Annotated in this window: 17 protein-coding genes; 15 read left to right on the forward strand and 2 right to left on the reverse strand. The window is 57.8% G+C overall.

The genetic code is table 11. The annotated features are described in order from the left end of the window. Positions 1 to 6 precede the first annotated feature (6 nt). The 13 genes from murG (at position 7) to Q0915_RS03935 (ending at position 20,342) form a co-directional block, all read left to right on the forward strand. Entirely contained in the window at positions 7 to 1,113 is a 1,107-nt protein-coding gene (murG, locus tag Q0915_RS03875) for an undecaprenyldiphospho-muramoylpentapeptide beta-N-acetylglucosaminyltransferase (protein WP_299473526.1), read from the forward strand. Continuing rightward, a complete protein-coding gene (gene murC, locus Q0915_RS03880) occupies positions 1,110 to 2,510 on the forward strand; it encodes a UDP-N-acetylmuramate--L-alanine ligase (RefSeq protein WP_299473529.1) in 1,401 nt (466 codons plus the stop codon). Before murG ends, murC begins: the two co-directional genes overlap by 4 nt. A gap of 12 nt (positions 2,511 to 2,522) precedes the next feature. Then, the gene (gene murB / locus Q0915_RS03885) at positions 2,523 to 3,494 is read left to right on the forward strand and encodes a UDP-N-acetylmuramate dehydrogenase (protein WP_299473533.1); all 972 of its coding nucleotides are present in this window, start codon (positions 2,523 to 2,525) and stop codon (positions 3,492 to 3,494) included. Then, positions 3,495 to 4,421, forward strand: coding sequence for a D-alanine--D-alanine ligase (locus Q0915_RS03890; protein WP_299473536.1), 927 nt, complete (start codon positions 3,495 to 3,497; stop codon positions 4,419 to 4,421). It abuts the gene before it with no gap. A 23-nt stretch (positions 4,422 to 4,444) separates the two neighbouring features. Beyond that, on the forward strand, positions 4,445 to 5,323 hold the full coding sequence (locus tag Q0915_RS03895) for a cell division protein FtsQ/DivIB (RefSeq protein ID WP_299474680.1): 879 nt from the start codon (positions 4,445 to 4,447) through the stop codon (positions 5,321 to 5,323). Positions 5,324 to 5,355: 32 nt separating this feature from the next. Beyond that, entirely contained in the window at positions 5,356 to 6,642 is a 1,287-nt protein-coding gene (gene ftsA / locus Q0915_RS03900) for a cell division protein FtsA (RefSeq protein WP_299474683.1), read from the forward strand. 115 nt (positions 6,643 to 6,757) lie between these two features. Next, the gene (ftsZ, locus tag Q0915_RS03905) at positions 6,758 to 8,521 is read left to right on the forward strand and encodes a cell division protein FtsZ (RefSeq protein WP_299474686.1); all 1,764 of its coding nucleotides are present in this window, start codon (positions 6,758 to 6,760) and stop codon (positions 8,519 to 8,521) included. A 255-nt stretch (positions 8,522 to 8,776) separates the two neighbouring features. Beyond that, positions 8,777 to 9,721, forward strand: a complete 945-nt coding sequence (gene lpxC, locus Q0915_RS03910; protein WP_299473539.1) for a UDP-3-O-acyl-N-acetylglucosamine deacetylase — start codon at positions 8,777 to 8,779, stop codon at positions 9,719 to 9,721. Positions 9,722 to 9,983: 262 nt separating this feature from the next. Beyond that, complete coding sequence (locus Q0915_RS03915; protein ID WP_299473542.1) at positions 9,984 to 10,796, forward strand: outer membrane protein assembly factor BamD; 813 nt, start codon at positions 9,984 to 9,986, stop codon at positions 10,794 to 10,796. Positions 10,797 to 10,865: 69 nt separating this feature from the next. Continuing rightward, positions 10,866 to 12,533, forward strand: coding sequence for a DNA repair protein RecN (gene recN / locus Q0915_RS03920; protein ID WP_299473545.1), 1,668 nt, complete (start codon positions 10,866 to 10,868; stop codon positions 12,531 to 12,533). A gap of 8 nt (positions 12,534 to 12,541) precedes the next feature. Further along, positions 12,542 to 14,710, forward strand: a complete 2,169-nt coding sequence (gene ligA, locus Q0915_RS03925) for an NAD-dependent DNA ligase LigA (protein ID WP_299473548.1) — start codon at positions 12,542 to 12,544, stop codon at positions 14,708 to 14,710. Between the two features lie 289 nt (positions 14,711 to 14,999). Beyond that, positions 15,000 to 17,057, forward strand: a complete 2,058-nt coding sequence (locus Q0915_RS03930) for a nitrate- and nitrite sensing domain-containing protein (protein ID WP_299473552.1) — start codon at positions 15,000 to 15,002, stop codon at positions 17,055 to 17,057. Between the two features lie 849 nt (positions 17,058 to 17,906). Continuing rightward, a complete protein-coding gene (locus tag Q0915_RS03935) occupies positions 17,907 to 20,342 on the forward strand; it encodes a UvrD-helicase domain-containing protein (RefSeq protein ID WP_299474689.1) in 2,436 nt (811 codons plus the stop codon). 151 nt (positions 20,343 to 20,493) lie between these two features. On the opposite strand, the gene Q0915_RS03940 is transcribed toward Q0915_RS03935, so the two are convergent. Continuing rightward, the gene (locus Q0915_RS03940) at positions 20,494 to 20,985 is read right to left on the reverse strand and encodes a hypothetical protein (RefSeq protein ID WP_299473555.1); all 492 of its coding nucleotides are present in this window, start codon (positions 20,983 to 20,985) and stop codon (positions 20,494 to 20,496) included. Positions 20,986 to 21,174: 189 nt separating this feature from the next. Between Q0915_RS03940 and Q0915_RS03945 the strand changes: the two genes are divergently transcribed. Then, the gene (locus tag Q0915_RS03945; RefSeq protein ID WP_299473558.1) at positions 21,175 to 21,894 is read left to right on the forward strand and encodes a response regulator; all 720 of its coding nucleotides are present in this window, start codon (positions 21,175 to 21,177) and stop codon (positions 21,892 to 21,894) included. A 28-nt stretch (positions 21,895 to 21,922) separates the two neighbouring features. Beyond that, positions 21,923 to 23,236, forward strand: a complete 1,314-nt coding sequence (locus Q0915_RS03950; protein WP_299473560.1) for a HAMP domain-containing sensor histidine kinase — start codon at positions 21,923 to 21,925, stop codon at positions 23,234 to 23,236. 8 nt (positions 23,237 to 23,244) lie between these two features. Here Q0915_RS03950 and Q0915_RS03955 read toward each other — a convergent pair whose 3' ends face one another. Beyond that, positions 23,245 to 23,805, reverse strand: a complete 561-nt coding sequence (locus Q0915_RS03955) for a tetratricopeptide repeat protein (protein WP_299473562.1) — start codon at positions 23,803 to 23,805, stop codon at positions 23,245 to 23,247. Positions 23,806 to 23,831: the final 26 nt, after the last annotated feature.

Here is a 23,831-nt window from a genome sequence, read left to right on the forward strand (position 1 = left end):
GAAACCATGAGCAAAACTGTACTCCTTACGGCCGGTGGAACCGGCGGTCACCTGTTCCCGGCGCAAGCGCTTGCGGGCGAACTCGGCAGGCGTGGATGGATCGTTGAGCTGGCGACCGACGAGCGCGCCGACAAATATGGGACTGCCTTTCCGGCCAGGAATGTCCACATCATTTCTTCAGAAACCATTCGCGGCCGCAATCCGGTTTCCATTGCCAAAACGCTATACAGCCTGTTGCGCGGTACACTTCAGGCACGGTCGGTGATCAAAAGCTTGAAACCGGCTGTCGTTGTCGGTTTCGGAGGATATCCGACTTTTCCGCCCATGTATGCGGCACGCCTTACCGGTACCCCCTCGATATTGCACGAAGCAAACGGTATCATGGGCCGCGCGAACAAGATGCTCGCCAAGGGCGTCAATGCAATTGCGACCAGCATTCCGGTGAACAATCTTCCGGCAGAGCTTTCAGCCAAGGTGGTGGAAACCGGCAACCCGGTCCGCGACGCCGTTGTCGAAGCTGCAGGGCAGCCTTATTCCGCGCCGCTTGAAGGTGGCGCATTTGCGTTGCTTGTGTTCGGGGGGTCGCAAGGTGCGCGATTTTTCTCCGATCTTGTGCCGCCCGCCGTGGAACGTTTGCCAGGTGAAATGAGAAACCGGCTGAAGGTCGTTCAACAGTGCAGGCCGGAAGACATGGACCGCGTCCAGAAAATCTATGAAGGCCTCGGTGTCGACGCCGAATGCGCTCCGTTCTTTAAGGACATGCCGCAGCGCATCGCCGCGTCCCATCTTGTCCTGTGCCGTTCAGGCGCGTCTTCGGTCAGTGAACTCAGCATTCTCGGCCGGCCGTCCATTCTCGTACCGCTGCCGGGTGCAATCGATCAGGACCAGGCAGCCAACGCAAAGGTCCTGGAGACGGCGGGCGGAGCCTGGCCGATCCGGCAATCCGAGCTCAATCCGGGCAGGCTTGCAGAGGAACTCGCCCGTTTCATGAATGCGCCGGATCAGCTCGCGGTCGCTGCAGAAAACGCACGCGGCGTCGCCAAGCCGGACGCGGTCAAACGTCTTGCCGACCTGGTTGAAAAGGTTGCTGCACAACAAGGAGAACGGCCATGAAAATGCCGCAGGATATTGGACCGGTTCATTTTGTCGGAATTGGCGGTATCGGCATGAGCGGTATAGCCGAAGTGCTGAAAACCCTCGGCTATCAGGTCCAGGGTTCGGACATGGCGGAAAATGCCAACGTTCAACGCCTCCGGTCGCACGGCATTCCGGTCGCGGTCGGGCATGCGCCGGAAAATCTCGGCGAAGCTGAAGTTCTTGTCGTGTCGTCGGCGATCAAGAAAGACAATCCGGAACTGGTCGCCGCGCGTGAAAAACTGATCCCGGTCGTTCGGCGGGCGGAAATGCTCGCAGAGCTTATGCGGTTCAAGCAGGCCATCGCTGTTGGCGGCACGCACGGCAAGACGACCACGACCTCCATGGTCGCTGCGCTTTTGGATGCCGGTTCACTTGATCCGACGGTGATCAACGGCGGTATCATCAACGCCTACGGCACCAATGCCCGCATGGGGGCAGGTGACTGGATGGTCGTTGAGGCGGACGAAAGCGACGGGACCTTCGTCAAGCTTCCGGCGGATATTGCAATCGTCACCAATATCGATCCGGAGCATCTCGATCACTACGGTGACTTTGAGGGCGTCAAGGCGGCGTTCCGGCAATTCGTCGAAAACGTTCCCTTCTATGGGTTCGCAGTCATGTGTCTCGATCACCCGGAAGTGCAGACCATGATCGGAACGATCGAGGACAGGCGGGTTGTGACCTATGGTACCAATCCGCAGGCCGATGTTCGTTTTACAGATGTTTCCATGGACGGCGGCAGGTCCACTTTTTCAGTCGCCATTCGCGACCGCCGTACAGAAGAAGTCGTGGAATTGAAGGACCTGGTGTTGCCAATGCCTGGGCTGCACAATGTGTCCAACGCAACCGCCGCAATTGCCGTCGCCTCCCAATTGGGTGTCGGTCCGGAGGATCTGGAAAAGGGCATATCTGCGTTCGGAGGCGTAAAGCGCCGTTTCACGCATACCGGGACGGTTGACGGCGTGCAGATATTCGACGACTACGGCCATCACCCGGTGGAAATCAAGGCGGTGCTTCACGCCGCGCGCGAGTCGACGCAAGGCAATGTGATCGCAGTCATGCAGCCACACCGGTATACGCGTCTTCAAAGCCTGTTCGATGATTTTTCCAACTGTTTCAACGACGCTGACACGGTCATTATCGCTCCGGTTTACGCTGCCGGTGAACAGCCCATCGAGGGTGCAAGCCACAAGGATCTGGTCTCGGGCATGAAAACCCGTGGGCATCGCCAGGTTCAGTCCATTGACAGTCCGGAGGAGCTGCCATGCCTGATCAAGGACATCGCCCGGCCGGGTGACTTCGTCATATGCCTCGGTGCGGGCAACATCACGCAGTGGGCTTATGCCCTGCCAAAACAGCTTGAAGAGCTTTGAGGACGGGAAATCATGAGCTATCCCGACCTCCTCGCTGAATATCCGGATCTTTTGGAAGGAATTCGCGGCAAGCTGACGCCCAATCAACCGCTGTCGGCGGTGACGTGGTTTCGGACCGGCGGGCCGGCGCAGCTTCTGTTCCAACCGGCCGACGAGGACGATCTTGCGGCCTTTCTCAGGAAACTGCCAGCTCACATTCCCGTCCTGCCTGTCGGGCTCGGTTCCAATCTCCTGATTCGCGATGGCGGCCTCGAGGGCGTTGTCATCCGACTCAGTGCGAAAGGTTTTGGTGCTGTCGATCAAATCGGTGAAAACCGTCTCAGGGCAGGCGCCGCAGTCCCGGACAAGCGGCTTGCCGAAGCAGCGGCGAAGGCTGGAATTGGTGGGTTTGCATTCTACACGGGCATTCCCGGAGGTTTGGGCGGTGCCTTGCGCATGAACGCCGGAGCTCACGGAACCGAAACCCGCGACCGTATGGTCGAGTTGGTGGCGGTGGACCGGAAAGGCGCGAGGCATGTGCTGAGCAATCGCGACATGGGATATGCGTACCGTCATTCCTCGGCGTCGCATGATCTGATCTTTACCGGCGGCGTTTTTGAAGGCACCCGGCAGGACGAGGCATCAATCCGGCAGGACATGGCGGATGTCGTCGATCATAGGGAAAAGGCACAGCCAATCCGGGAAAAGACCGGTGGCTCGACCTTCAAGAACCCGCCGGGCAGCTCTGCCTGGAAGGAAGTCGACGCAGCCGGATGCAGGGGGCTGACGGTAGGAGGCGCCCAGATGTCGGAAATGCACTGCAACTTCATGATCAATACCGGATCGGCAACGGGGCACGATCTGGAGTTACTCGGGGAAACGGTGCGTGCGCGCGTCCTGCGGCACAGCGGTATCCGTCTGGAATGGGAAATCAAGCGCCTTGGGCGTTTCGGTGAATCCGGGAGCGTCGAACCGTTTCTGGGACAGGAAGGGGAGGCCGCGTAAATGGCCAAGAAACACGTTGCCGTCCTCATGGGCGGTTGGGTCAACGAGCGTCCAGTCAGCCTGTCAAGCGGCCGCGATTGCGCGGATGCACTCGAAGAGGCCGGCTACAAGGTCACCCGGGTGGATGTGGACCGGAATATTTCCGCCGTTCTTCAGAAACTGAAGCCGGATGTCGCCTTTAATGCTTTACACGGGCCCTTCGGGGAAGACGGTTGCATTCAGGGAATTTTAGAATTTCTTAACATTCCCTACACTCACTCCGGAGTGATGGCCTCCAGCCTTGCGATGCATAAAATCAAGGCCAAGGCAGTGATGCAGGCAGCCGGAATCCCGGTCACCCATGACATCATTGTGAACCGCTATGACATCCAGCGCGAACACCCGATGGAGCCGCCGTATGTTCTCAAGCCGATCAATGAAGGGTCGAGCTTCGGTGTCCTGATTGTCAAGGAAGATCAAGAGTTTCCGCCTCAAGAGCTCAGCAGGGCGGACTGGCCATATCCTGACGTTTTGATGTGCGAAAAGTTTATCGACGGCCGTGAGCTGACCTGCGCTGTCATGGATGACAGGGCGCTTGGGGTCATCGACATCGTGCCGATGGGCCACAGCTTCTACGATTATGATGCAAAATATGTAGAAGGTGGTTCAAAACACATTCTTCCTGCAAAAATTTCACCGATTGTTTACCAAACCATAGAGACACTAGCGGTTAAGGCGCATCAGGCTTTGGGATGCCGTGGTGTTTCCCGGGCCGATTTCCGATTCGACGAACGCGAAGACGGAACCGGAGAACTGATTTGCCTTGAAGTGAACACGCAGCCAGGCATGACGCCAACCTCTCTTGTGCCGGAAATGGCGGCCCATAAGGGGATGAGTTTCAAGGATCTGGTCAGTTGGATGGTTGAGGACGCGAGTTGCTGTCGCTAGGTCGCAAATGGAAACGGGACGTGATGACGTCGCTGGAGGCCGAATTGGCTCCGCGTGGGCGCGGTGTGTCGCGTTTGCACCGGCAGCCTGTTTGGCGTTCGGCTGGACGGCTTGCCGACCTCCCGCGCTGGACGGGCTCCGCTGCTGCACTTGGTTTCTTAACCTTAACAATTGGTTATGGAATAGTCATAGGCGGCCACGGTCGGCTCGTTTCCGATGCCTTGCTGTCTGCGGCAGGGTTTGGCATCGAAGCTGTGAAGCTCTCCGGGCAACGTGAAATCAACGAATTTCAGATCCTCGAAGCCTTGGAAATTCACGAGGGAACATCACTTGCCCTCTTTGATGCTGCTGGTGCGCGCGAGCGGCTCAACACGATGGCCTGGGTTAAAAACGCTTCCGTCATGAAGCTTTACCCCAGCACGTTGCAGATCAAGATCGAAGAGAGAATTCCCTATGCGCTCTGGCAGCGCGGGGACCTGGTTTCGATCGTGAACGAAGCCGGCGACGTGATCACGGATGATGTTGACGGGCGTTATGCCAATCTGCTGCTTGTGGTCAATCACGGTGCGCAGCGCAGGGCAGTGGAAATCAACACCGCGCTCGAAAGCGTCCCGGAATTGCGCCCACGGGTGCGGGCCGCGTTCCTGATCAGTGACCGGCGCTGGGACCTGCAGCTGGAAAACGGGATATCCATCAGCTTGCCGGAACAGAATTTCGAAGCCGCACTCGCGGATCTCGTCGGGATGGACGAAGACAGCGGATTGCTGTCGCGCGATATCGTTGCCATCGACATGCGTCTTGCGGATCGCGTCACGGTGCGCCTGTCTGACGAAGCCGCCGAGCAGCGCAAGATCATGACCGGAGGACGCAATCGGTCGGGCAACAAGGAGCAGGACACTTGAGTCGCTCCGATAAAAATCTCTATCTGCCGAGAATGCGGCCCCTGCCAACCCGCCGGTCTGTCATCATGTCTGTTCTTGATGTCGGGTCGACGAAGATCTGCTGCCTGATCGCGAAACTTGTGCCGCATGAGGACAACGCTGTTCTGTCGAGCCGGTCTCACAAGGTTGAGGTTCTCGGTTACGGATATCAGCGTTCACGCGGGATCAAGTCCGGTGTCGTCGTCGATATGGACGCGGCCGAGCAGGCGATCCGGCTTGCGGTTGACAGCGCGGAACGCATGGCAGGCGTTACCGTCGAATCCCTGATTGCAAACATCAGCTGCGGCCGTTTGCGGAGCGAGGTTTACAGCGCCGGTGTGCCGCTTGCCGGAGACAGTGTCTCGGAAGCGGACATTCAAAGAGTTTTGTCCGCCGGTTCGAGTCATTCGGTAACCGACGGGCGGGCTGTGACCCACGCGCTGCCGATCTCCTATTCGCTTGATGGCAGCCGCGGTATTCGTGATCCGCGCGGCATGATGGGACACAAGCTGGGTGTCGATATGCAGGTTGTGACAGCGGAAGTTCCGCCGGTGCGCAATCTGGAACTCTGCATCAACCGCGGCCATCTGCATGTGGAGACGATGGTCGCGACGCCCTTTGCAAGCGGCCTGTCCACCATCGTTGACGATGAAGCCGAACTCGGTGTCGCCTGCATCGATATGGGCGGTGGAACCACTACGCTTTCCGTGTTTGTTGATGGCCATATGGTTCATCTCGATGCGATTGCCGTCGGTGGCAATCACGTGACCACCGACATCGCCCGTGCATTTGCAACGCGCCTGCAGGATGCAGAGCGTTTGAAAACACTTTATGGCTCGCCGCTGGCGTCCAGTTCCGACGATCGCGACCTGTTGACGGTTCCGCCGCTTGAAAGCGACAGCGATCTGCCGAATCAAATCCCTCGCTCGGCGCTGACACGCGTCATCCGTCCGCGCGTGGAAGAAATCCTTGAACTCGTGAGAGATCGCCTAACCGAATCCGGCTTTGCCGGCCGGGTCGGCAAGCAGATCGTTCTGACAGGGGGCGCCAGTCAGCTTACGGGTCTTGGAGAGGTTGCGCGTCACATTCTGGGCCGCAACGTCCGTCTTGGCCGGCCTCTAGGCGTCGCCGGTCTTCCCGAGGCTGCCAAAGGACCGGCTTTTGCCGCTGCTGTTGGCCTCTTGATTTATCCGCAAGTCGCTCAAATCGAACAGTTCGAACACAAGAACCGTCGAGTGGGGTGGGGCGGACAATCTGGTTACCTGGCCCGCGTGGGTCAGTGGATCAGGGAAAGCTTCTGACGACATGAGCCAAGAAGACGACAACCAGGAATTGGAGCTGCCGGGAGCGGCAGTTGAAGTTTGGGAAGAAGACGGATCTCCCGTATCGGGGGATCCAATGGGTCGCGAGGATAATATGACCATTAACCTGAAGATGCCCGACATTCAGGAGCTGAAACCGCGCATTACGGTCTTCGGCGTCGGCGGTGCGGGCGGAAATGCCGTCAATAACATGATCACAGCAGGCCTCCAGGGGTGCGACTTTGTTTGCGCCAATACGGATGCCCAGGCACTGGCCATGAACCATTCCGAGCGGCTCGTCCAGATGGGCGTAGCTGTTACGGAGGGGCTTGGTGCAGGCTCCCAGCCGGAAGTCGGTTCTGCCGCCGCTGAGGAAGTGATCGACGAAATCAACGATCACCTGTCCGGATCGCATATGGTGTTCATCACCGCCGGTATGGGCGGCGGAACCGGCACCGGTGCGGCTCCCGTGATCGCCCGTGCAGCGCGTGAGCAGGGCATCCTGACGGTTGGTGTTGTCACCAAGCCGTTCCAGTTCGAAGGTGCGCGCCGGATGCGCATTGCCGATTCCGGGATTGACGAGCTGCAGCGGAATGTTGACACGCTCATCGTCATACCGAACCAGAACCTGTTCCGGATCGCGAATGCGCAGACGACGTTTGCAGATGCCTTCGCAATGGCCGACCAGGTACTTTATTCCGGTGTTGCCTGCATCACCGACCTGATGGTCAAGGAAGGCCTCATCAATCTCGACTTTGCCGATGTCCGCTCCGTCATGCGTAGTATGGGCAAGGCAATGATGGGAACGGGCGAAGCGAGCGGTGAAAAACGCGCGCAGCAGGCAGCCGAAGCAGCGATTGCCAATCCGCTGCTTGACGAGTCCTCCATGAAGGGTGCCAAGGGTCTGCTGATTTCGATCACCGGCGGCAACGATCTCACGTTGTTTGAAGTGGACGAGGCAGCAACCCGGATCCGCGAAGAAGTTGATTCCGACGCCAACATCATTCTGGGTGCCACCTTTGACGAGACGCTTGATGGCATCATCCGGGTGTCTGTGGTGGCAACCGGCATCGACAAGGAGGCGGGCTTTGAAGCGGATATGTTTCCCTCATCGGCTGAACAGTCCTTGATTTCCGAAGCACCGGCGATGTCCCGGCCAGCGGAAATCTCCACTCAGAAGATGGCTCCGGCCGCTTCTAAGGCAGGGGCTGCGAGTGCGGCAGCGCAGGCCGTCGCCAACCTGGAAAAGGAGCTTGCCATCCCTGAGCCGGCGCCTGTTGCAGTGGCAAGCGATCCGGACGTCGAGATCAAGCGGGTCAAACCGGCCAGCACACCGCTGGCCGAAAAAAGACCCATGATGGATCTGGAAGAGGATGCACCGGCACCTGTTGTGGAAGATGCTCCGGTCAGTCAGCCTTACATCCCACCGGTAGCTGAAGAGCACAGCCCGGCACCGCGGATGCCGCGTGTAGAGGACTTCCCGCCGATCGCTCAGCGTGAAATCCTTTCGCAGCAGAGCCCGGCGCAGCCGCAGCCTGCTGCTCAAAAGCCGGCTCCTGCTGCCGTGCCTGCGGCTTCATTCGAAGCCGAAGAAAACTACAGTGACGAAGATCGACGTCCGATGGGCTTGCTGCGCAGGCTTGCCAACGGTCTTGGCAGGCGCGAAGACGAAGAGGAGCAGGAAGTCGAAGCTCCGGTTGCCCGCAGGGCACCGCAGCTGCAGCCGGCTCCAGCACCGCGCGCGCCGCAAACGAGGGCATCTTCGCCAGGCGCGACAGGCAATCTGGACGATACCGGCCGAGCTGCGCCCAAGCCGGTCAGTGCCGCAGATGACGAGCAGTTGGAGATCCCGGCGTTCCTGCGCCGCCAGGCCAACTGATTCGTTTTGCGATCTTCTTCCCGGATCGCGGCAGCCCGGAGCGCAAGTTTCGGGCTGCTTCCCTAACGTAATAATTTCCCTTTTTAATTCAATGATTTGTTCGCCTGTGAATCGTTACAAACCGTAATAAAGCTTTATTTCGCTCTACTGAGGAACGCGACTATCTTCGCGACCAACTGGTGATCGTTAAAAGTCCGTATGTGCATTGGGGCAAATTGAGGGCTTTTCGGTCGCAAACCGGAAGGGCTGGGTTTTATGACCACACATGTTGACCGACAGACGACGCTTGCCGAGCAGGTAACGCTGACCGGAATCGGCGTTCATTCGGGAAAACCCGCGTCGATCACACTGGTCCCTGCCGATGCCGGTGTCGGTGTCGTGTTCACGCGAACCGACCAGGACAGCGCCGCCGAGGTGCCGGCACTGTGGGACAAGGTTTCCGCGACTGCGCTTTGTACGGTGCTCGGCGATCCGAGCAAAGACGGTATCTCGACTGTCGAACATCTCATGGCAGCCCTGTTCGGAATGGGCGTCGATAACGTGATCGTTGAAATTGACGGCCCGGAAATGCCAATCATGGATGGCAGCAGTGCGGTTTTTGTTGAGGCGATTGAACAGGTCGGCCTGAAGAAGCTCGACCGCGGTCGCCGCTATCTCAAGATCAATAAAAAGGTTCGTGTAGACAATGGCAGCGCGTGGTGCGAGTTGCACCCGCATGACGGTACGAAGTTCGACATCACCATCGATTTTGACACGCCGGTGATCGGCCGGCAGCAATTCGTGTCGGAAATGACACCGGATATTTTCCGCAATGATTTGTCGCGGGCCCGCACGTTCGGCAACGTCAAGGATGTTGAGCAGCTCTGGAAGATGGGGTTTGCCCTCGGGTCTTCCCTGGACAATTCGGTCGCCATCTCCGAAGACAAGGTTCTGAACCCTGAAGGCACCCGTTGGCCGGACGAGTTTGCACGGCACAAAGCGCTTGATGCGGTAGGCGACCTTGCGCTTGCAGGTCTGCAGATCATGGGAATGTACCGGTCCTATAAGGGCGGACACAAAATGAACCACGCAGTGCTGGTCAAACTGTTTGAAGATCCGGACGCGTTCGAGGTTGTCGAGGCTCCGGCCTTCCGGCAGGTTGGTCAGGTCAGCAAGGGCGGACTTGCCGCCGCAGCTGCATTCGGCCCCGACGTCTCCTGAGCCAATTGCCAGACGTTTCCTTTGGCCAAACAGTGTTTTCTTCGGATTTCACTGTAATTTGTGCATGTTGCCATAAAAATGCTCAAAAAAACCGTCAGATCGCCGGTGTGGACGTGACGGGGACAGGGGAATTCCGCTAAACACTCCTGTCATTTAGAAGTTAGGCCGGGAAAACCTGTACGGCCGCATGGACCGGAAGCGGTCCGGGAGTAAAGGTGTGAACGGAATTTTATCTGGTTCTGATGTGAGCGGGACCTTTCGCATGAAATTCATTTTGAAAATGGCGGTCGTCGCGGCCCCGATTTTTCTGGCTGCTTGCAGCGGTAAGGAAGATCTTGACGAGCTGGCGCTGAACGATACGCCCGCTGAAGTTTTGTTCAACGAGGGACTGGCATTGCGCGCCCAAGGCAAGCTGCGCGATTCCACGACCAAGTTCGAAGAAATCGACAAGCTGTATCCCTATTCGGAATACTCCAAGAAATCCCTTGTCAACCTGGCATATCTGAACTATTCGCGCGGCAAGTATCCCGAGACCGTGACTGCGGCGCGCCGGTTCGTAACGCTTTATCCAGGCGACGAGGACTCGGCATATATGCTCTATCTCGCCGGTCAAAGTTATTACCGTCAGATGCCGGACATTACCCGCGATCAGGCGGTAACGCGAAAAGCTGCCGGAGCGTTCACCGAGCTTATCCAGCGGTTTCCTGAATCCGATTACGCGCCGGATGCTGAAGAGAAACTTCGCATTGTCGAAGACCAGCTCGCGGGCAAGGAAATGCAGGTTGGCCGCTACTATCTCAAGCGCCGGAATTACGTTGCTGCCATTAACCGCTTCAGAGCCGTGGTCACCGAGTTTCAGACCACACGTCATGTCGAAGAGGCGCTTTTCCGGCTGACAGAAGCTTACTACGCACTTGGAGTGGTCAACGAGTCTCAGACCGCCGCCGCTGTCCTTGGGCACAATTATCCTGACACGCAATGGTACAAGGATGCTTATTCGCTTCTGAACAAGGGCGGATTCGAGCCTTCAGAAGATTCTGGCAGCTGGATTAGCCGCGCATTCAGGAGTATTTAACGGGTTCTGGAAAGACGACTCGGCTCCTCCGAATGATGGGCCGCAACTAAGTCCGAGGAGCTCGCCTTCATGCTGGTCACGCTGTCAATCCGTGACATCGTACTCATTGACCGTCTCGATCTGGATTTTTCCGCTGGTATGTCGGTACTGACCGGTGAGACCGGTGCGGGCAAGTCGATCCTTCTCGATTCCCTTTCACTTGCTTTGGGAGCGCGCGGCGATGCAGATCTCGTCCGGCACGGCGAAGCCCAGGGACAGGTGACGGCAGTATTCGACGTAGCCCCCAGCCACCCGGTACGAACCTTCCTAAAGGACAACGACGTCGACGATGAAGGCGACATTATCCTGCGGCGGATCCAGACTGCCGATGGCCGCACGAGAGCCTTTGTAAACGACCAGCCCGTCAGTGCCGGCCTGATGCGCCAGGCGGGCGGTTTGCTGGTTGAAATCCACGGTCAGCATGACGACCGGGCGCTTGTCGATCCGGATAGCCACCGGGCACTCATTGATGTTTTTGGTGGACTGACGGGCGATGCGGAGAAAGTCGCGGCAGCGTTCAATGCATTCAGATCAGCTGAAAAAGCCGTGATTGAACACGAAAGGCGGATCGAGACGGCCCGTCAGGAAGCGGACTATCTAAGGTCATCTGTCGAAGAACTTTCCCAGCTCAAGCCTGAACCGGCAGAAGAAGAACAGCTGGCTGCCAGGCGAACGGACATGATGCAGGTTGAGAAAATCGCCGGTGATCTCAACGAGGCATTCGAGACGCTCAACGGTTCGGCATCGCCCATCCCGGAACTCGCGAGCCTGTTGCGCCGGCTTGAGCGAAAAGCGGATCAGGTGCCTCAGCTCCTTGCGCAGCCCGTGAAAACGCTCGCGGAGGCACTCGATCAGTTGGAAGAAACCCGCAGCGGTCTTGAAAGTGCCCTGCGTGAAACGGAATTCGACCCGCGCGAGCTGGAAAGCGTTGAAGAGCGGCTATTTGCCCTTAGAGCGGCATCCCGCAAATATTCGGTTCCGGTTGATGAGCTGAATGCGCTTTGTTCGCGCATGGCGTCCGATCTTGCGGATCTCGATGCGGGGGAAGACAAACTTGCAGCGCTTGCGGACGCGGCGGCGAAGGCCCGCGCCGACTACGACCGGAAAGCTGCGTCCCTTTCAGGCAAACGAACGAAAGCTGCGCGTGCTCTTGAAAAAGCGGTCGAAGTCGAACTGCCGGATCTGAAACTGGAACGCGCGCGGTTTCTTGTGGAGCTGGCGAGCGATCCGGACCAGCGCAGCCGCACCGGTACCGATCAGCTTGAATTTCATGTTCAGACCAATCCCGGCACGCGTCCCGGGCCGATGATGAAGGTTGCCTCGGGAGGCGAGCTTTCACGTTTCTTGTTGGCGTTGAAAGTGTCGCTCGCGGACAGGGGATCGGCGCCGACGCTGGTGTTCGATGAAATCGATACCGGTGTAGGTGGTGCCGTCGCCGAGGCGATCGGTGTCCGCCTGGCCCGGCTTGCAGAGAGTGTCCAGGTACTCACTGTAACGCACGCGCCGCAAGTGGCAGCGCGCGCGGAAGGCCATTTTCTGATTGCCAAGGAAGCGGCCAAACCGGACCGAGTCGCGACGCGCGTGCAGCGGATAAACGATGATCATCGAAGCGAGGAAATTGCCCGCATGCTGGCGGGTAGTGTGATTACCGAAGAGGCGCGGGCCGCCGCTCGCAAGCTTCTGACGGCAGCAGAATAGGGGCGGCTATGAGCGAGGAAACGATCGGTACACCGGATACCAAGGCCACAAGCGTCGAGAACCTGACTGCCGATCAGGCAAAGTTGGAACTGGCGCGCCTTGCTACCGAGATTGCCGAAAACGACCGTCGCTACCATCAGGAAGACGCGCCCACGATATCCGACGCCGATTATGACGCCTTGCGCCGCCGAAATACGGCGATTGAGGAACGGTTCCCGGAGCTGACCCTTGCCGACGGTCCATCTGCCCAGGTGGGTGCCGCGCCGGCAAGCGGTTTCGGCAAGATCGCGCATACCGTGCCGATGCTGTCGCTCGACAACGCCTTTAGCGACGAAGACGTGCAGGATTTTGTCGGGCGCGTCCGCCGTTTCCTGAAATTCGATCCGCTGATGGGTGCGCTTGCCGTTACAGCGGAGCCGAAGATCGACGGTCTGTCGCTGTCCCTGCGTTATGAACAGGGCGAACTTGTCTACGCGGCAACGCGCGGCGACGGCACCACTGGCGAGAACGTGACTGCGAATGCGCGCACGATCGGGGACATCCCGAAAAAACTGGCAGGAAGTGTCCCGGACGTCGTTGAAGTGCGCGGCGAAGTCTACATGGCACACAGGGATTTTCAGGACCTGAACAATCGAATGGAGGCAAATGGTGGCAAGGTCTTTGCCAATCCGCGAAATGCCGCCGCAGGCTCTCTAAGACAGCTCAAGTCCGAAATCACCGCGTCGCGTCCGCTCAGGTTCTTTGCATATGCCTGGGGTGAGCTGAGCGCGATGCCGACCGACACGCAGACCGGTATGGTCGAGCTGTTTGAAGCCTGGGGGTTCAAGATCAATCCGCTGATGAAGCGATGCGAGACCGTCGAGGAGCTTCTCGGTGTCTATCACGGTATTGAAGAGGACCGGGCCCGGCTCGACTACGATATCGATGGTGTCGTCTACAAGGTTGACCGGCTGGATCTGCAGGAGCGTCTCAGCTTTGTCTCCCGCTCGCCCCGATGGGCAATTGCGCACAAGTTTCCCGCGGAACAGGCCTATACGGTTCTGAACGACATTGAAATTCAGGTCGGGCGCACCGGCGCCCTGACACCGGTCGCAAAGCTGGAACCGATTACAGTCGGCGGCGTGGTGGTTTCCAACGCGACGCTGCACAACGAAGATTACATAAAGGGTATCGGTCAGGACGGTGAGCCCATCCGCGACGGCAAGGACCTCAGGATCGGGGACACGGTCAAGATCCAGCGCGCCGGGGACGTCATTCCGCAGATCGTCGATATCGATCTGGACAAGCGCCCTGCCGATGCCAAACCGTTCGATTTTCCGACGATCTGTCCGGCCTGCGGCAGCCATGCGGTTCGGGAGAAAAACGAAAAGACCGGCCGTATAGATGCCGTCAGGCGCTGCACCGGCGGTCTCATTTGCCCCGCACAGGCAACGGAGAAGCTCAAGCATTTTGTGTCGCGCAATGCCTTCGATATCGAGGGCTTCGGCGACAAGCAGGTGGATGCCTTCTACAAGGATGGTCTTGTAATGGCACCAGCGGACATATTCACGCTGGAGGAGCGCGACAAACGCTCACTCACCAAGCTGCGCAATCGAGAAGGGTGGGGCGATCAGTCCGCTGCGAACCTGTTCGAGGCGATCAATCAGCGCCGGTCGGTTGATCTCCACAGGTTTATCTTCGCACTCGGCATTCGACATGTCGGAGAGGGCAATGCCAAGCTGCTGGCGCGGGCCTACGGCTCCTGGGCTGCCTTTTACGAGGCGATGAAGGTGGCGCATGACGATGCTGGTGAAGCCTGGGCGGATCTGAACGATATCGACGGGATTGGGCAGATTGTTGCTGAGGCGCTGGCCGCATTTTTTGCCGAGGCTCACAATCGCGATCAGCTCGACGCGCTATTGATGGAAGTTACGCCGCAGGATGCTGAAAAAGTGGATGCGTCGGGATCACCGGTTGCCGGAAAGACCGTTGTCTTCACCGGATCGCTGGAGCGCATGACTCGCGATGAGGCTAAGGCGATGGCTGAACGTCTTGGTGCCAAGGTGTCCGGTTCGGTGTCGAAAAAGACAGATCTCGTCGTCGCAGGTCCCGGTGCCGGGTCGAAGCTCAAGAAGGCGCAGGATCTTGAGATCGAGGTAATTTCCGAAGACGGCTGGTTCGACCTGGTAGGAGCGTGAGGCGCGCATCTGAAAGCGCTTACATTGGCGCGGCACCGTTCCTGTACGTTCAGGGTGCGATTGAGGGTCTGCGCACCAACTTCAAACCTGGTTTTCATCCTAACGCAAAACATCATTGTGAAAAATGTCACGTGGTCGCTTTTTAGTTTTACCACCTGAAATTGATTCATTTGACATTTTGTGATTTTGACGTCGTATTTTGCCAAATGCGTATCTGACGTTAAGTAACAAGTAATGCGTCCCCGGCACTCTCTAAGGAATGATTTTTGTTCTGGAGGGGACGAGAAAAATGAAGCGCATTAAGCTGCAGATCGCTGCCCTCGCGGGTGTCCCGTTGCTTGCGGTGATCGGTTTCGCAACATTCAACGTCTATGAAAAGTCGGTTCAACTGTGGCATCACGATTACATGCGGCCGATGACACGCATTGCCGAAGACAGCGGCAATCTCATTCACGAGCTGCAAAAGGAACGTGGCATGAGTGTCAGCCTGATCAAGTCGGACTACGATCCGGCGGTCAGGGCCAAGCTCGATGCTCAGCGCCCGAAATCGGATGCTGCTCTCAAGATATTCGACGAGCATCTTGCCGGTCTTGATCTGAATGACGATGAAATGCTGGCCGATCTCCAGCACGTGGCCGAAGAAGTTCACAAGACGGACAGTTTCCGAGAAGCGATTGACGCCAAGCAATTCACCGTCGGAGACGTCATCAAGGGATATACGAAGGAAGTCCATGAGCTGATCCACGTGATCGGCGTCACGACCGAGTCCAGTCCCTCGCAGGCGATCACTTCTGAGTTGCTGCCCTATCTGACAATCGTCGAGGCCATGGAATCCGGCGGTCTGGAGCGAGCGACCGGGGCAGCATTGCTCAACGAATTCAATCTCACCGGTAACGTGAATCTCAAAACCTTCAAATCGGTGATGACTCACTACGGCGGCGAAGTGGCCTTTATGAAGGAGTTTGCCTCGGTCGCGCTCCCCGAACACAAGACCATGATGAAGGAGATGGTCAAGGGAGCCGACGTGGACCAGGCACTCGCGTGGAGGGAGCTGATTCACGCATTGCCGGAAACCAATGATTCCCAGGGGCTCGAAGGCGCTGTCTGGTTCGCAATGGCCACCAAGCGGCTTAATCTCATGAAAGGCCTGTCGGATGAGTTGATTCACCGGGCAGAAGCGGCCGCTGACGCTGATTCCGCCCAGCTCAATTCGGAGATCCTGTGGCTGACCGTGATTGCCGTTGCACTGACCGGTCTCGCACTCGCACTGGCCGTTCATCAGGTGTTTGCCATCAGCAAGACGCTGAGCCGTCAGCGCGATACGATCTCACAGCTTGCGGAAGGCAATCTTGACGTTAATGTCTCTGATACGGACCGCCCTGACGAGATCGGCGATATCGCCCGCGCATCTGAAGTCTTCCGCAACAAACTGATCCGGCAGAAAGAGCTTGAGGACGAAGCGGAAGCAGGCCGTGTCCTGCGCCGGCAGCGCCGCGCACAGCTGGAAAACGCCATCGGGCATTTCGAGACATCGGTGACCGAGATCCAGACCCAGCTGGCAGCCGAAACCGAGGGTGTCAGCAGCAACGCCAACGAAATGGTGACGATTGCGCTGCATGCTGATGAGAGCGCACGGGCAGCCAATTCGGCGACGGAAGAAGCAACGACCAACGTTCAGACGGTTGCTTCCGCTGCTGCGGAGTTGTCAGCTTCGATTGGCGAGATTTCGCGCCAGGCGGCAACTGCAACGGAGATTTCCTCCACTGCCGCGGAAACGGCCGTTTCAGCCGACAAGGACATTTCGCTTCTGGCAGAAACTGCCGACAAAATTGGTGAAGTGGTCGAGATCATCCGTGCAATTGCCGAACAGACAAATCTGCTCGCATTGAACGCCACGATCGAGGCCGCACGTGCTGGCGAAGCCGGTAAGGGCTTTGCGGTTGTTGCTGCGGAGGTGAAGGAACTCTCCACGCAAACCGCAAAGGCGACCGACGAGATTGCCAGCCAGATTTCCGGTGTGCAGTCCTCGACCCAGAAGTCGGTCGCGGCGATCCGCTCAATCGTTGAAAAGATTGAAGAGGTCCGCTCCGTCAGTGAAACGATCGCTGTTTCGGTGGACGAGCAGAACGCGGCCACCAGCGAGATCACCCAGAGCATCACCTTTGCCTCGGATGGTGCAAAGGCTGCGGCAACCAATGTGTCGGGCGTCTCCGGTTCCATCGACCAGACGCGTCAGAAATCCGAAACCTTGAGCGTGTCCGCCGAACAACTCGGTCAGGTCGCGTCCAACCTCTCTGACGCCGTGAACACTTTCCTGGAGGAAGTTCGCGACGAGGAGGCTGCATAAGCCGGTTCCAGATTCATCTGAAACGCTCTTTGAAAATCCCGGTTTGCCAGGTATTGGCAGACCGGGATTTTTAGTTTTTGGGGATTGATTGACACCACGGACGAAAACCCCTGCTTTTGAACTTTGTCATCCCGGTTTAGCGCGTAGCGCCAAGACCGGGACCCAGTCCTCCTTGCGGCGATAAGGTCCGCAGGCGTTGGCGATTACTGGATCCCTGCCTTCGCAGGGATGACAAGTCTGAGGTGTTCCGGGGGTGCAAAGTGTTTGTCATCCCGGTTTGACGCGCAGCGACAAGACCGGGATCCAGTCCTCCCTGCGGTGATAGGGTCCGCAATCGTCGGCGGTTACTGGTTCCCTGCCTTCGCAGGGATGACAACAGTGAGATGTTCCCGTGCGTGTGCGGGTTTGCTTGTCATCGCGGTTTGGCGCGTAGCGTCAAGACCGGGATCTAGTAGCCCCTGCGGTGATCGGGTCCGCCGGCGTCGGCGATTGCTGGTTTCCTGCCTGCGCAGGGATGACAAGTCTGAGGTGTTCCGGGGGTGCAAAGTGTTTGTCATCCCGGTTTGACGCGCAGCGGCAAGACCGGGATCCGGTCCTCCCTGCGGTGATAGGGCCCGCAGGCTTCGGCGATTGCGGTGCCCTTGCTATTACAGGTGCGCGCTGAAGCAGGCTGTATCAACTCCTACATTATAGCGGCTAAAGCCAGCACACCATCGCGTGCCTGCGCCTTTTCTTGTCCCCATCTATTGGTGATTTCTCGCCTCGCCAGAAACACTTTGTTGCTATATTGTTCTTCACAATCGAGACAAAGTGTTCTTGAAAGATCTTACGCAACTGGACCAGCAAATCATGGCAGACCCGGGCGGGTATGACGATTCCTACGACGATCCATTTCAGCCAGCGGCAGCGCGCGGTGAGCCGGCGCCCGTACCGCCGCGACCACAGGGCGGGATTGCAGCGCGGGCCATGGCTGCGCGCCAGGCACCGGACTATCTGACAGGCCTGAACCCGGAACAGAAACTTGCCGTTGAAACGACAGAGGGTCCGGTTCTCGTTCTCGCCGGTGCCGGGACAGGCAAGACCCGCGTTCTGACAACCCGCATCGCCCACATTCTGGCGACGGGCCGCGCCCGGCAGAATGAAATTCTCGCCGTGACCTTCACGAACAAAGCGGCGCGCGAGATGAAGGAACGCATCGCGAAATTTGTCGGCGGGAACGTGGAAGGGATGGCCTGGCTCGGGACGTTCCACTCCATCTGCGTGAAAATCCTGAGAAAGCATGCCGAACTCGTCGGTCTGAAATCGAGCTTCACGATCCTGGACACGGATGATCAGATCCGGCTGATAAAACAGATCATCCAGGCCGAAGGGCTGGACGACAAGCGCTGGACGGCCAGAACCTTTGCCGGAATGCTCGACGGATGGAAGAACCGGGCGCTGACCCCTGAGCAGGTGCCGGAAGGGGAAGCGCGCGCCTTTGCCAATGGCAAGGGACGCAGGCTCTACGAGGAATACCAGGAACGGCTTTCCATCCTTAATGCGGCGGATTTCGGTGATTTGCTTTTGCATGTCATCACGCTTTTCAAAACGCAGCCGGATGTTCTGAAGGAGTATCAGCGCCGGTTCCGTTACATGCTGGTGGATGAATATCAGGACACCAACATTGCCCAGTATCTCTGGCTGCGCCTTCTGGCACAGGCCAATCCGAACGTGTGTTGCGTTGGCGATGACGACCAGTCGATCTATGGTTGGCGCGGCGCTGAAGTCGATAACATCCTGCGCTTCGAACATGATTTCAAGGGCGCCGTGGTCATACGTCTTGAGCGCAATTACCGCTCGACGAGCCATATTCTGGCGGCGGCTTCCCATCTGATTTCCTTCAACCAGGACAGGCTTGGAAAGACCCTTTTCACTGACTTCGAGGAACCAGATCACGATCTGGTCTCTGTTGCGTCCGTCTGGGATTCCGAAGAGGAGGCCCGGACGATTGGCGACGAGATCGAAGCACTGCAAAGCAAGGGACACGCGCTGAACGATATGGCTGTGCTTGTGCGTGCGTCGTTCCAGCTGCGCGAGTTTGAAGAGCGCTTTGTCACGCTTGGACTGAATTACCGCGTCATTGGAGGCCCCCGTTTTTACGAGCGCATGGAAATACGCGATGCGCTCGCCTATTTCCGCTGCGTGGTGCAACCGGCCGACGATCTTGCCTTTGAGCGGATCGTCAACACACCGAAACGCGGGCTTGGCAACGCGACGCTGAAGCTGGTGCATGGCCTTGCCAGGGCGGAGCGCATCCCCTTGATGCAGGCGGCGCAGCAGCTGATTGACACGGAAGAACTGAAACCCAAGCCACGCAATGCCCTGAAGAACGTGCTCGACAATTTTGAGCGCTGGCGGCGCCAGACTGATCAGCTCAGCCATATCGAATTGGCGGAGATCATTCTGGATGAGAGCGGCTATACCGAGATGTGGCGGCTGGACCGGTCCGCCGACGCGCCAGGGCGGCTCGACAACCTGAAAGAACTCGTTCGTTCAATGGAAGAGTTTGAATCGCTGGCCGGTTTTCTGGAGCACATCTCGCTCGTGATGGACCGGGACAGCGCTGACGCCAGTGACGCGGTTTCGGTCATGACGCTGCACCAGGCCAAGGGGCTTGAGTTCGATACCGTTTTCCTGCCCGGGTGGGAAGAGGGGCTCTTTCCGCATCAGCGGTCACTTGACGAAAGTGGACGCGCGGGTTTGGAAGAAGAGCGGCGGCTCGCTTATGTCGGCATCACCAGAGCAAAGAAACGGGCCAAACTGTATTTCGCTTCGAACCGGCGCATACACGGGCTGTGGCAATCCACGGTTCCCTCTCGGTTTCTGGACGAACTTCCCGTCGATCATGTCGAGATTGCGGAGCCCTCGTCCAGCTATGGCGGTTATGCGGGCGGCGGCTACGGTCCGTCGCGTTTCGATAACAACGATCCGTTCGAGCGCGGCAGCTATTCGACACCTGGTTGGCAAAGGGCGCAGCGAGCACGTCAATCCGATGACGGATTTTCCGAAGGCGGTAAAGGATATCAGTCCGCGCGCACGAAGCGTCAGGGTCCTTTGACAATCGAAGGAGAACTTGTCGCCAAATCGGTCAGCGAAACGCCATCGGCCTACTCCGTCGGCGAACGGGTGTTCCACATCAAGTTCGGTTATGGGGCAATCACGTCAATCGAGGGCAACAAGCTCACGGTCGATTTCGAAAAGGCTGGCGTCAAAAAAGTGATCGACAGTTTTGTCGAGCGGCATTGACGCTTTGAAACCGAACGGGCCGGCCGCCTGACGACGACCGGCCGCTTCGTAGTGTGCGCTTCAACGGGTTGTTATGGTTTCGAACCGCACACTGGAGAAAACCTGACAGGGGTTGCCGCGTCGCAGCGCCGTGTGGCCAGGCGAACAGCCATCAGACCTTGAAATCCGCCAAAATCGCCGCGCTGTTTGAAGAAGACGCTTCGCCGCTCTGGTCGTAAGACGTTCCGGTTTGAACCAGTTCCAGAACAGACGCCATGAACTCCTGGACCAAAGCGTTCAGATCCTGCCCGCCTGCATTGGAAAAACCGCCGTGGTGGGCTTGCGGGCCGATCTCGCCGTCTTCGAAAAGCGTGCTCAACTGGTCCGCCTGGTCTTGAGACAAGGTACCGGCATCCACCTGGCCGGAAAGCAGCGAGTCGAATTTTGCCGTGAGCTCTTCCCTGGATGGAGGGCCCGACGCGAAATCCGGCGGGCCGGAAGCCTTGCGTTCTTCGTGCATGGCATCCAGGGCCGAAAGCATGGCTTCGGAATCTTCAGCACTGATTTCGCCGGTCTCAACCTTTGCTTCCAGTGTGCTTGCCACCTGATCCCTGGGAGAAGTGCCGGGCGGAGGCATCACTGGTGCTGTGCCAATTGATATCATCGATTTGCTCCTGAAATGGGATGAACGCTGGTACTGAAATCACGTTGGAGTTGAGGAGGTTAACGACCTGTTAACCGGTTGCCCGGCTCGTTTTCACCCTGTTTCCTGACCGATTTCCGGAAACATGCGGAAACAACTTTCCGAACTTTCTTGATGAATTTTTCCCGGCAATAAGCCTAAGGTCCGCATATGCAGAAGACGTCGCACATACTGGTTGTTGAGGATGATCCGGAAATCGGGATGCTCATCAAGCGCCACCTGATCGCCAACGATTTCAAGGTGACCCTTGCGCGTGACGCTCCGGAGATGGACAGGCTTCTGGCCAGCAACCGCGTTGATCTGATCGTTCTCGACATCATGCTGCCCGGCGAAGACGGCATCAGCATCTGCCGGCGTCTCAGAGCAACAGGTGCAATGCCAATCATCATCGTCTCCGCCAAGAACGAAGACATCGACAGGGTGATCGGCCTTGAGGTTGGCGCCGACGACTATCTTCCCAAGCCGTTCAATCCGCGCGAATTGATCGCACGTGTCAGGGCTCTCTTTCGCAGGGTAGACCTTGGCGGTGTTTCAGCCCCCATCGAAAGCGGCAAACTCTGTTTTGAAGGCTGGGAGATGGAGTGCCGCGCAAGACATCTGTTTAACGCCGACAAGGCTCTCGTGTCGCTGACACCGGCTGAGTTCAATCTGCTCCAGGTCTTGGCGGAGCGAAGTGGCCGGGTCCTGAGCCGTGATCAGCTCATCGAGCTCACTATGGGCCAGATTGGCGCTTCCAATGGACGCAACATCGACATTCTGGTGAGCCGTCTCAGGTCCAAGCTTGAAGCGGGGGGCGCGCCCTATCAATACATTCGAACAGTGCGCGCGGGAGGTTATGAGTTTGTCGCACCTGTAAAGCGCGACGGATGACATGATCAGGCGCTTGTGGCCGGACTCTATGCTGTATCAGGTCCTCGTCCTGATGTCGGTCGCCGGACTTGTGATGATCATTGCCACGGTCGTCGTTGTGCTCTTTCTGAAGGCGGCGCTGGAAAACAATCTAGCGCTCATGAACAGCCACAAGGTCAGTCTTGCAATCGGCAAGCTCAACGAGACCCCCGCCGATGATAGGTTGGCTGTGCTTGGGGACATGCGTCGCTCGGCCCCGAACGTGAATATCTGGTTTGTCAGCGAAGAAGACCTCAAAGCCGCAACCGGTCCTGAAGGCGGAAAACGGTTCGGCCCGTTTCGCCTGGGCGAGACACTGCTTGGCATGAAGGTCGAGCATGTGCTCGGGCCGCGTGAATTGGGGATCGGTAAGCCCCCGCAACTCTTCATTCGCTTGTCCGATGGCAGTCTTATCCTTGCCGAATGGGGATTTCGGGGCCCACCGCCGCCTATACTGGGTCTTCCGTTTTATCTGTTTTTCGGCTTTCTGGTGCTGACCTTCTTTGCGCTTATGTTGTGGGCTGCCCGCTCGCTCGTAAGACCGATGGAGCACCTGGCGCAATCGGCGGAAACGTTCGGCGAAAGATCGACAGTGCCGGTTCCTGTAAAGGAGGCAGGCCCGAAAGAAGTGCGGTCTGCGGCGCAGGCGTTCAACCGCATGCAGTTGAGAATAAACGATTTTCTTGAAAGACGGACGCGTATGCTTGCCGCAATCAGCCATGACTTGCGCACGCCGTTGACGCGTTTGCGTCTGCGGCTCGATCTTCTTGAAGAAGGTGATATCCGGGACAGGAGCCTTGAAGACCTCAATATCATGGACCGCCAGATCAACGCGGCGCTGACATTCTTGAGGGACGGAGCCAGTTCGGAAGAACCGATGCGCATCGATGTCCCAAGCCTTCTTCACGCACTCGTCGACCAATATTGCGATCTTGGCTTTTCGATAGATCTTCGCTGCAGCGGACAATTTTCGATCATGGCCAGGCGCGGCGAACTTGAGCGCGCATTGTCCAATTTGCTTGATAACGCGAACAAGTACGCAAATGCGGTCGAGATCGATGCCAGCGCGAGCGGCGACAAGGTGAGGATCGACATTATTGATCACGGCCCCGGTATTTCCGAACCGGAAAAACACAGGCTCCTGGAACCGTTCGAACGCGGTGACCACGCGCGTCAAATCCAAAAGGACACAGGCTTCGGATTAGGATTGCCGACCAGCAAGACCATTGTGGAGGCAGGCGGCGGTACATTGGAACTGCGCGATACCAGGGGTGGCGGCCTGACCGTTCGCCTTACTTTCCCACTTAACAAAGCATTGCAATAGGCAATCTGTCAGAGATCGACGCCCTTTGGTTTGATGAGCATCGAGCGTTCCTGCAGATATGGATGGATCTCGACAGCCTCCCGGAGCGTTTCCTGACCAAGCTTGATGCGCCCGAGCGTCATGTAGATCATTGCCTTGCCGGAGAGTGCTCCAAAATGGCGGGGTTCCAGCTCAAGAACCCGCTCTATGTCATTCAGGCTGGTTTCGTAGTTGCCCTGAAGGAACAGAATGAAAGCGCGCTGGTTCCAGCCCTCGGCGTAGTCCGGAGCCTCTTTGACGACTTCGTCAAGAATGTCCTTGCCGCCTTGAAAATCGTACTGCTCGCGCTTGCGCATTGCAGCTTCCACTTTCGATTTCAGTTGAGGGGTCGGTGCTGCTTCGATCCACGACTGCCAGATTTCTCTTTCGATGCTTTTGGCTTCCGCTTCGGTTGTTGCATTTTTCAAGGCTTCAAACAGATCGTCGCGCGTTGTTTCAGCATAGGACGTTCCCGCGATCATGCACAGACAGACCAGAAGAACCGCAAGCAGCCGGTTTGGATGAAATCCCGAGTTTTGCATCAAATTCATTGTCGTCACGCGCCTCCCTTCGGAAA

Origin of the sequence: uncultured Roseibium sp., assembly GCF_947494555.1 — a bacterium.
GTDB lineage: Bacteria > Pseudomonadota > Alphaproteobacteria > Rhizobiales > Stappiaceae > Roseibium.

Coding starts and splice junctions, on each gene's coding strand:
- lpxC (WP_299473539.1), top strand. CDS start 8,777: ATGACCACACATGTTGACCGACAGACGACGCTTGCCGAGCAGGTAACG.
- murG (WP_299473526.1), top strand. CDS start 7: ATGAGCAAAACTGTACTCCTTACGGCCGGTGGAACCGGCGGTCACCTG.
- murC (WP_299473529.1), top strand. CDS start 1,110: ATGAAAATGCCGCAGGATATTGGACCGGTTCATTTTGTCGGAATTGGC.
- ligA (WP_299473548.1), top strand. CDS start 12,542: ATGAGCGAGGAAACGATCGGTACACCGGATACCAAGGCCACAAGCGTC.
- Q0915_RS03950 (WP_299473560.1), top strand. CDS start 21,923: ATGCTGTATCAGGTCCTCGTCCTGATGTCGGTCGCCGGACTTGTGATG.
- ftsZ (WP_299474686.1), top strand. CDS start 6,758: ATGACCATTAACCTGAAGATGCCCGACATTCAGGAGCTGAAACCGCGC.
- Q0915_RS03895 (WP_299474680.1), top strand. CDS start 4,445: ATGACGTCGCTGGAGGCCGAATTGGCTCCGCGTGGGCGCGGTGTGTCG.
- murB (WP_299473533.1), top strand. CDS start 2,523: ATGAGCTATCCCGACCTCCTCGCTGAATATCCGGATCTTTTGGAAGGA.
- Q0915_RS03915 (WP_299473542.1), top strand. CDS start 9,984: ATGAAATTCATTTTGAAAATGGCGGTCGTCGCGGCCCCGATTTTTCTG.
- recN (WP_299473545.1), top strand. CDS start 10,866: ATGCTGGTCACGCTGTCAATCCGTGACATCGTACTCATTGACCGTCTC.
- ftsA (WP_299474683.1), top strand. CDS start 5,356: ATGCGGCCCCTGCCAACCCGCCGGTCTGTCATCATGTCTGTTCTTGAT.
- Q0915_RS03890 (WP_299473536.1), top strand. CDS start 3,495: ATGGCCAAGAAACACGTTGCCGTCCTCATGGGCGGTTGGGTCAACGAG.
- Q0915_RS03935 (WP_299474689.1), top strand. CDS start 17,907: ATGGCAGACCCGGGCGGGTATGACGATTCCTACGACGATCCATTTCAG.
- Q0915_RS03930 (WP_299473552.1), top strand. CDS start 15,000: ATGAAGCGCATTAAGCTGCAGATCGCTGCCCTCGCGGGTGTCCCGTTG.
- Q0915_RS03945 (WP_299473558.1), top strand. CDS start 21,175: ATGCAGAAGACGTCGCACATACTGGTTGTTGAGGATGATCCGGAAATC.
- Q0915_RS03955 (WP_299473562.1), bottom strand. CDS start 23,805: ATGAATTTGATGCAAAACTCGGGATTTCATCCAAACCGGCTGCTTGCG.
- Q0915_RS03940 (WP_299473555.1), bottom strand. CDS start 20,985: ATGATATCAATTGGCACAGCACCAGTGATGCCTCCGCCCGGCACTTCT.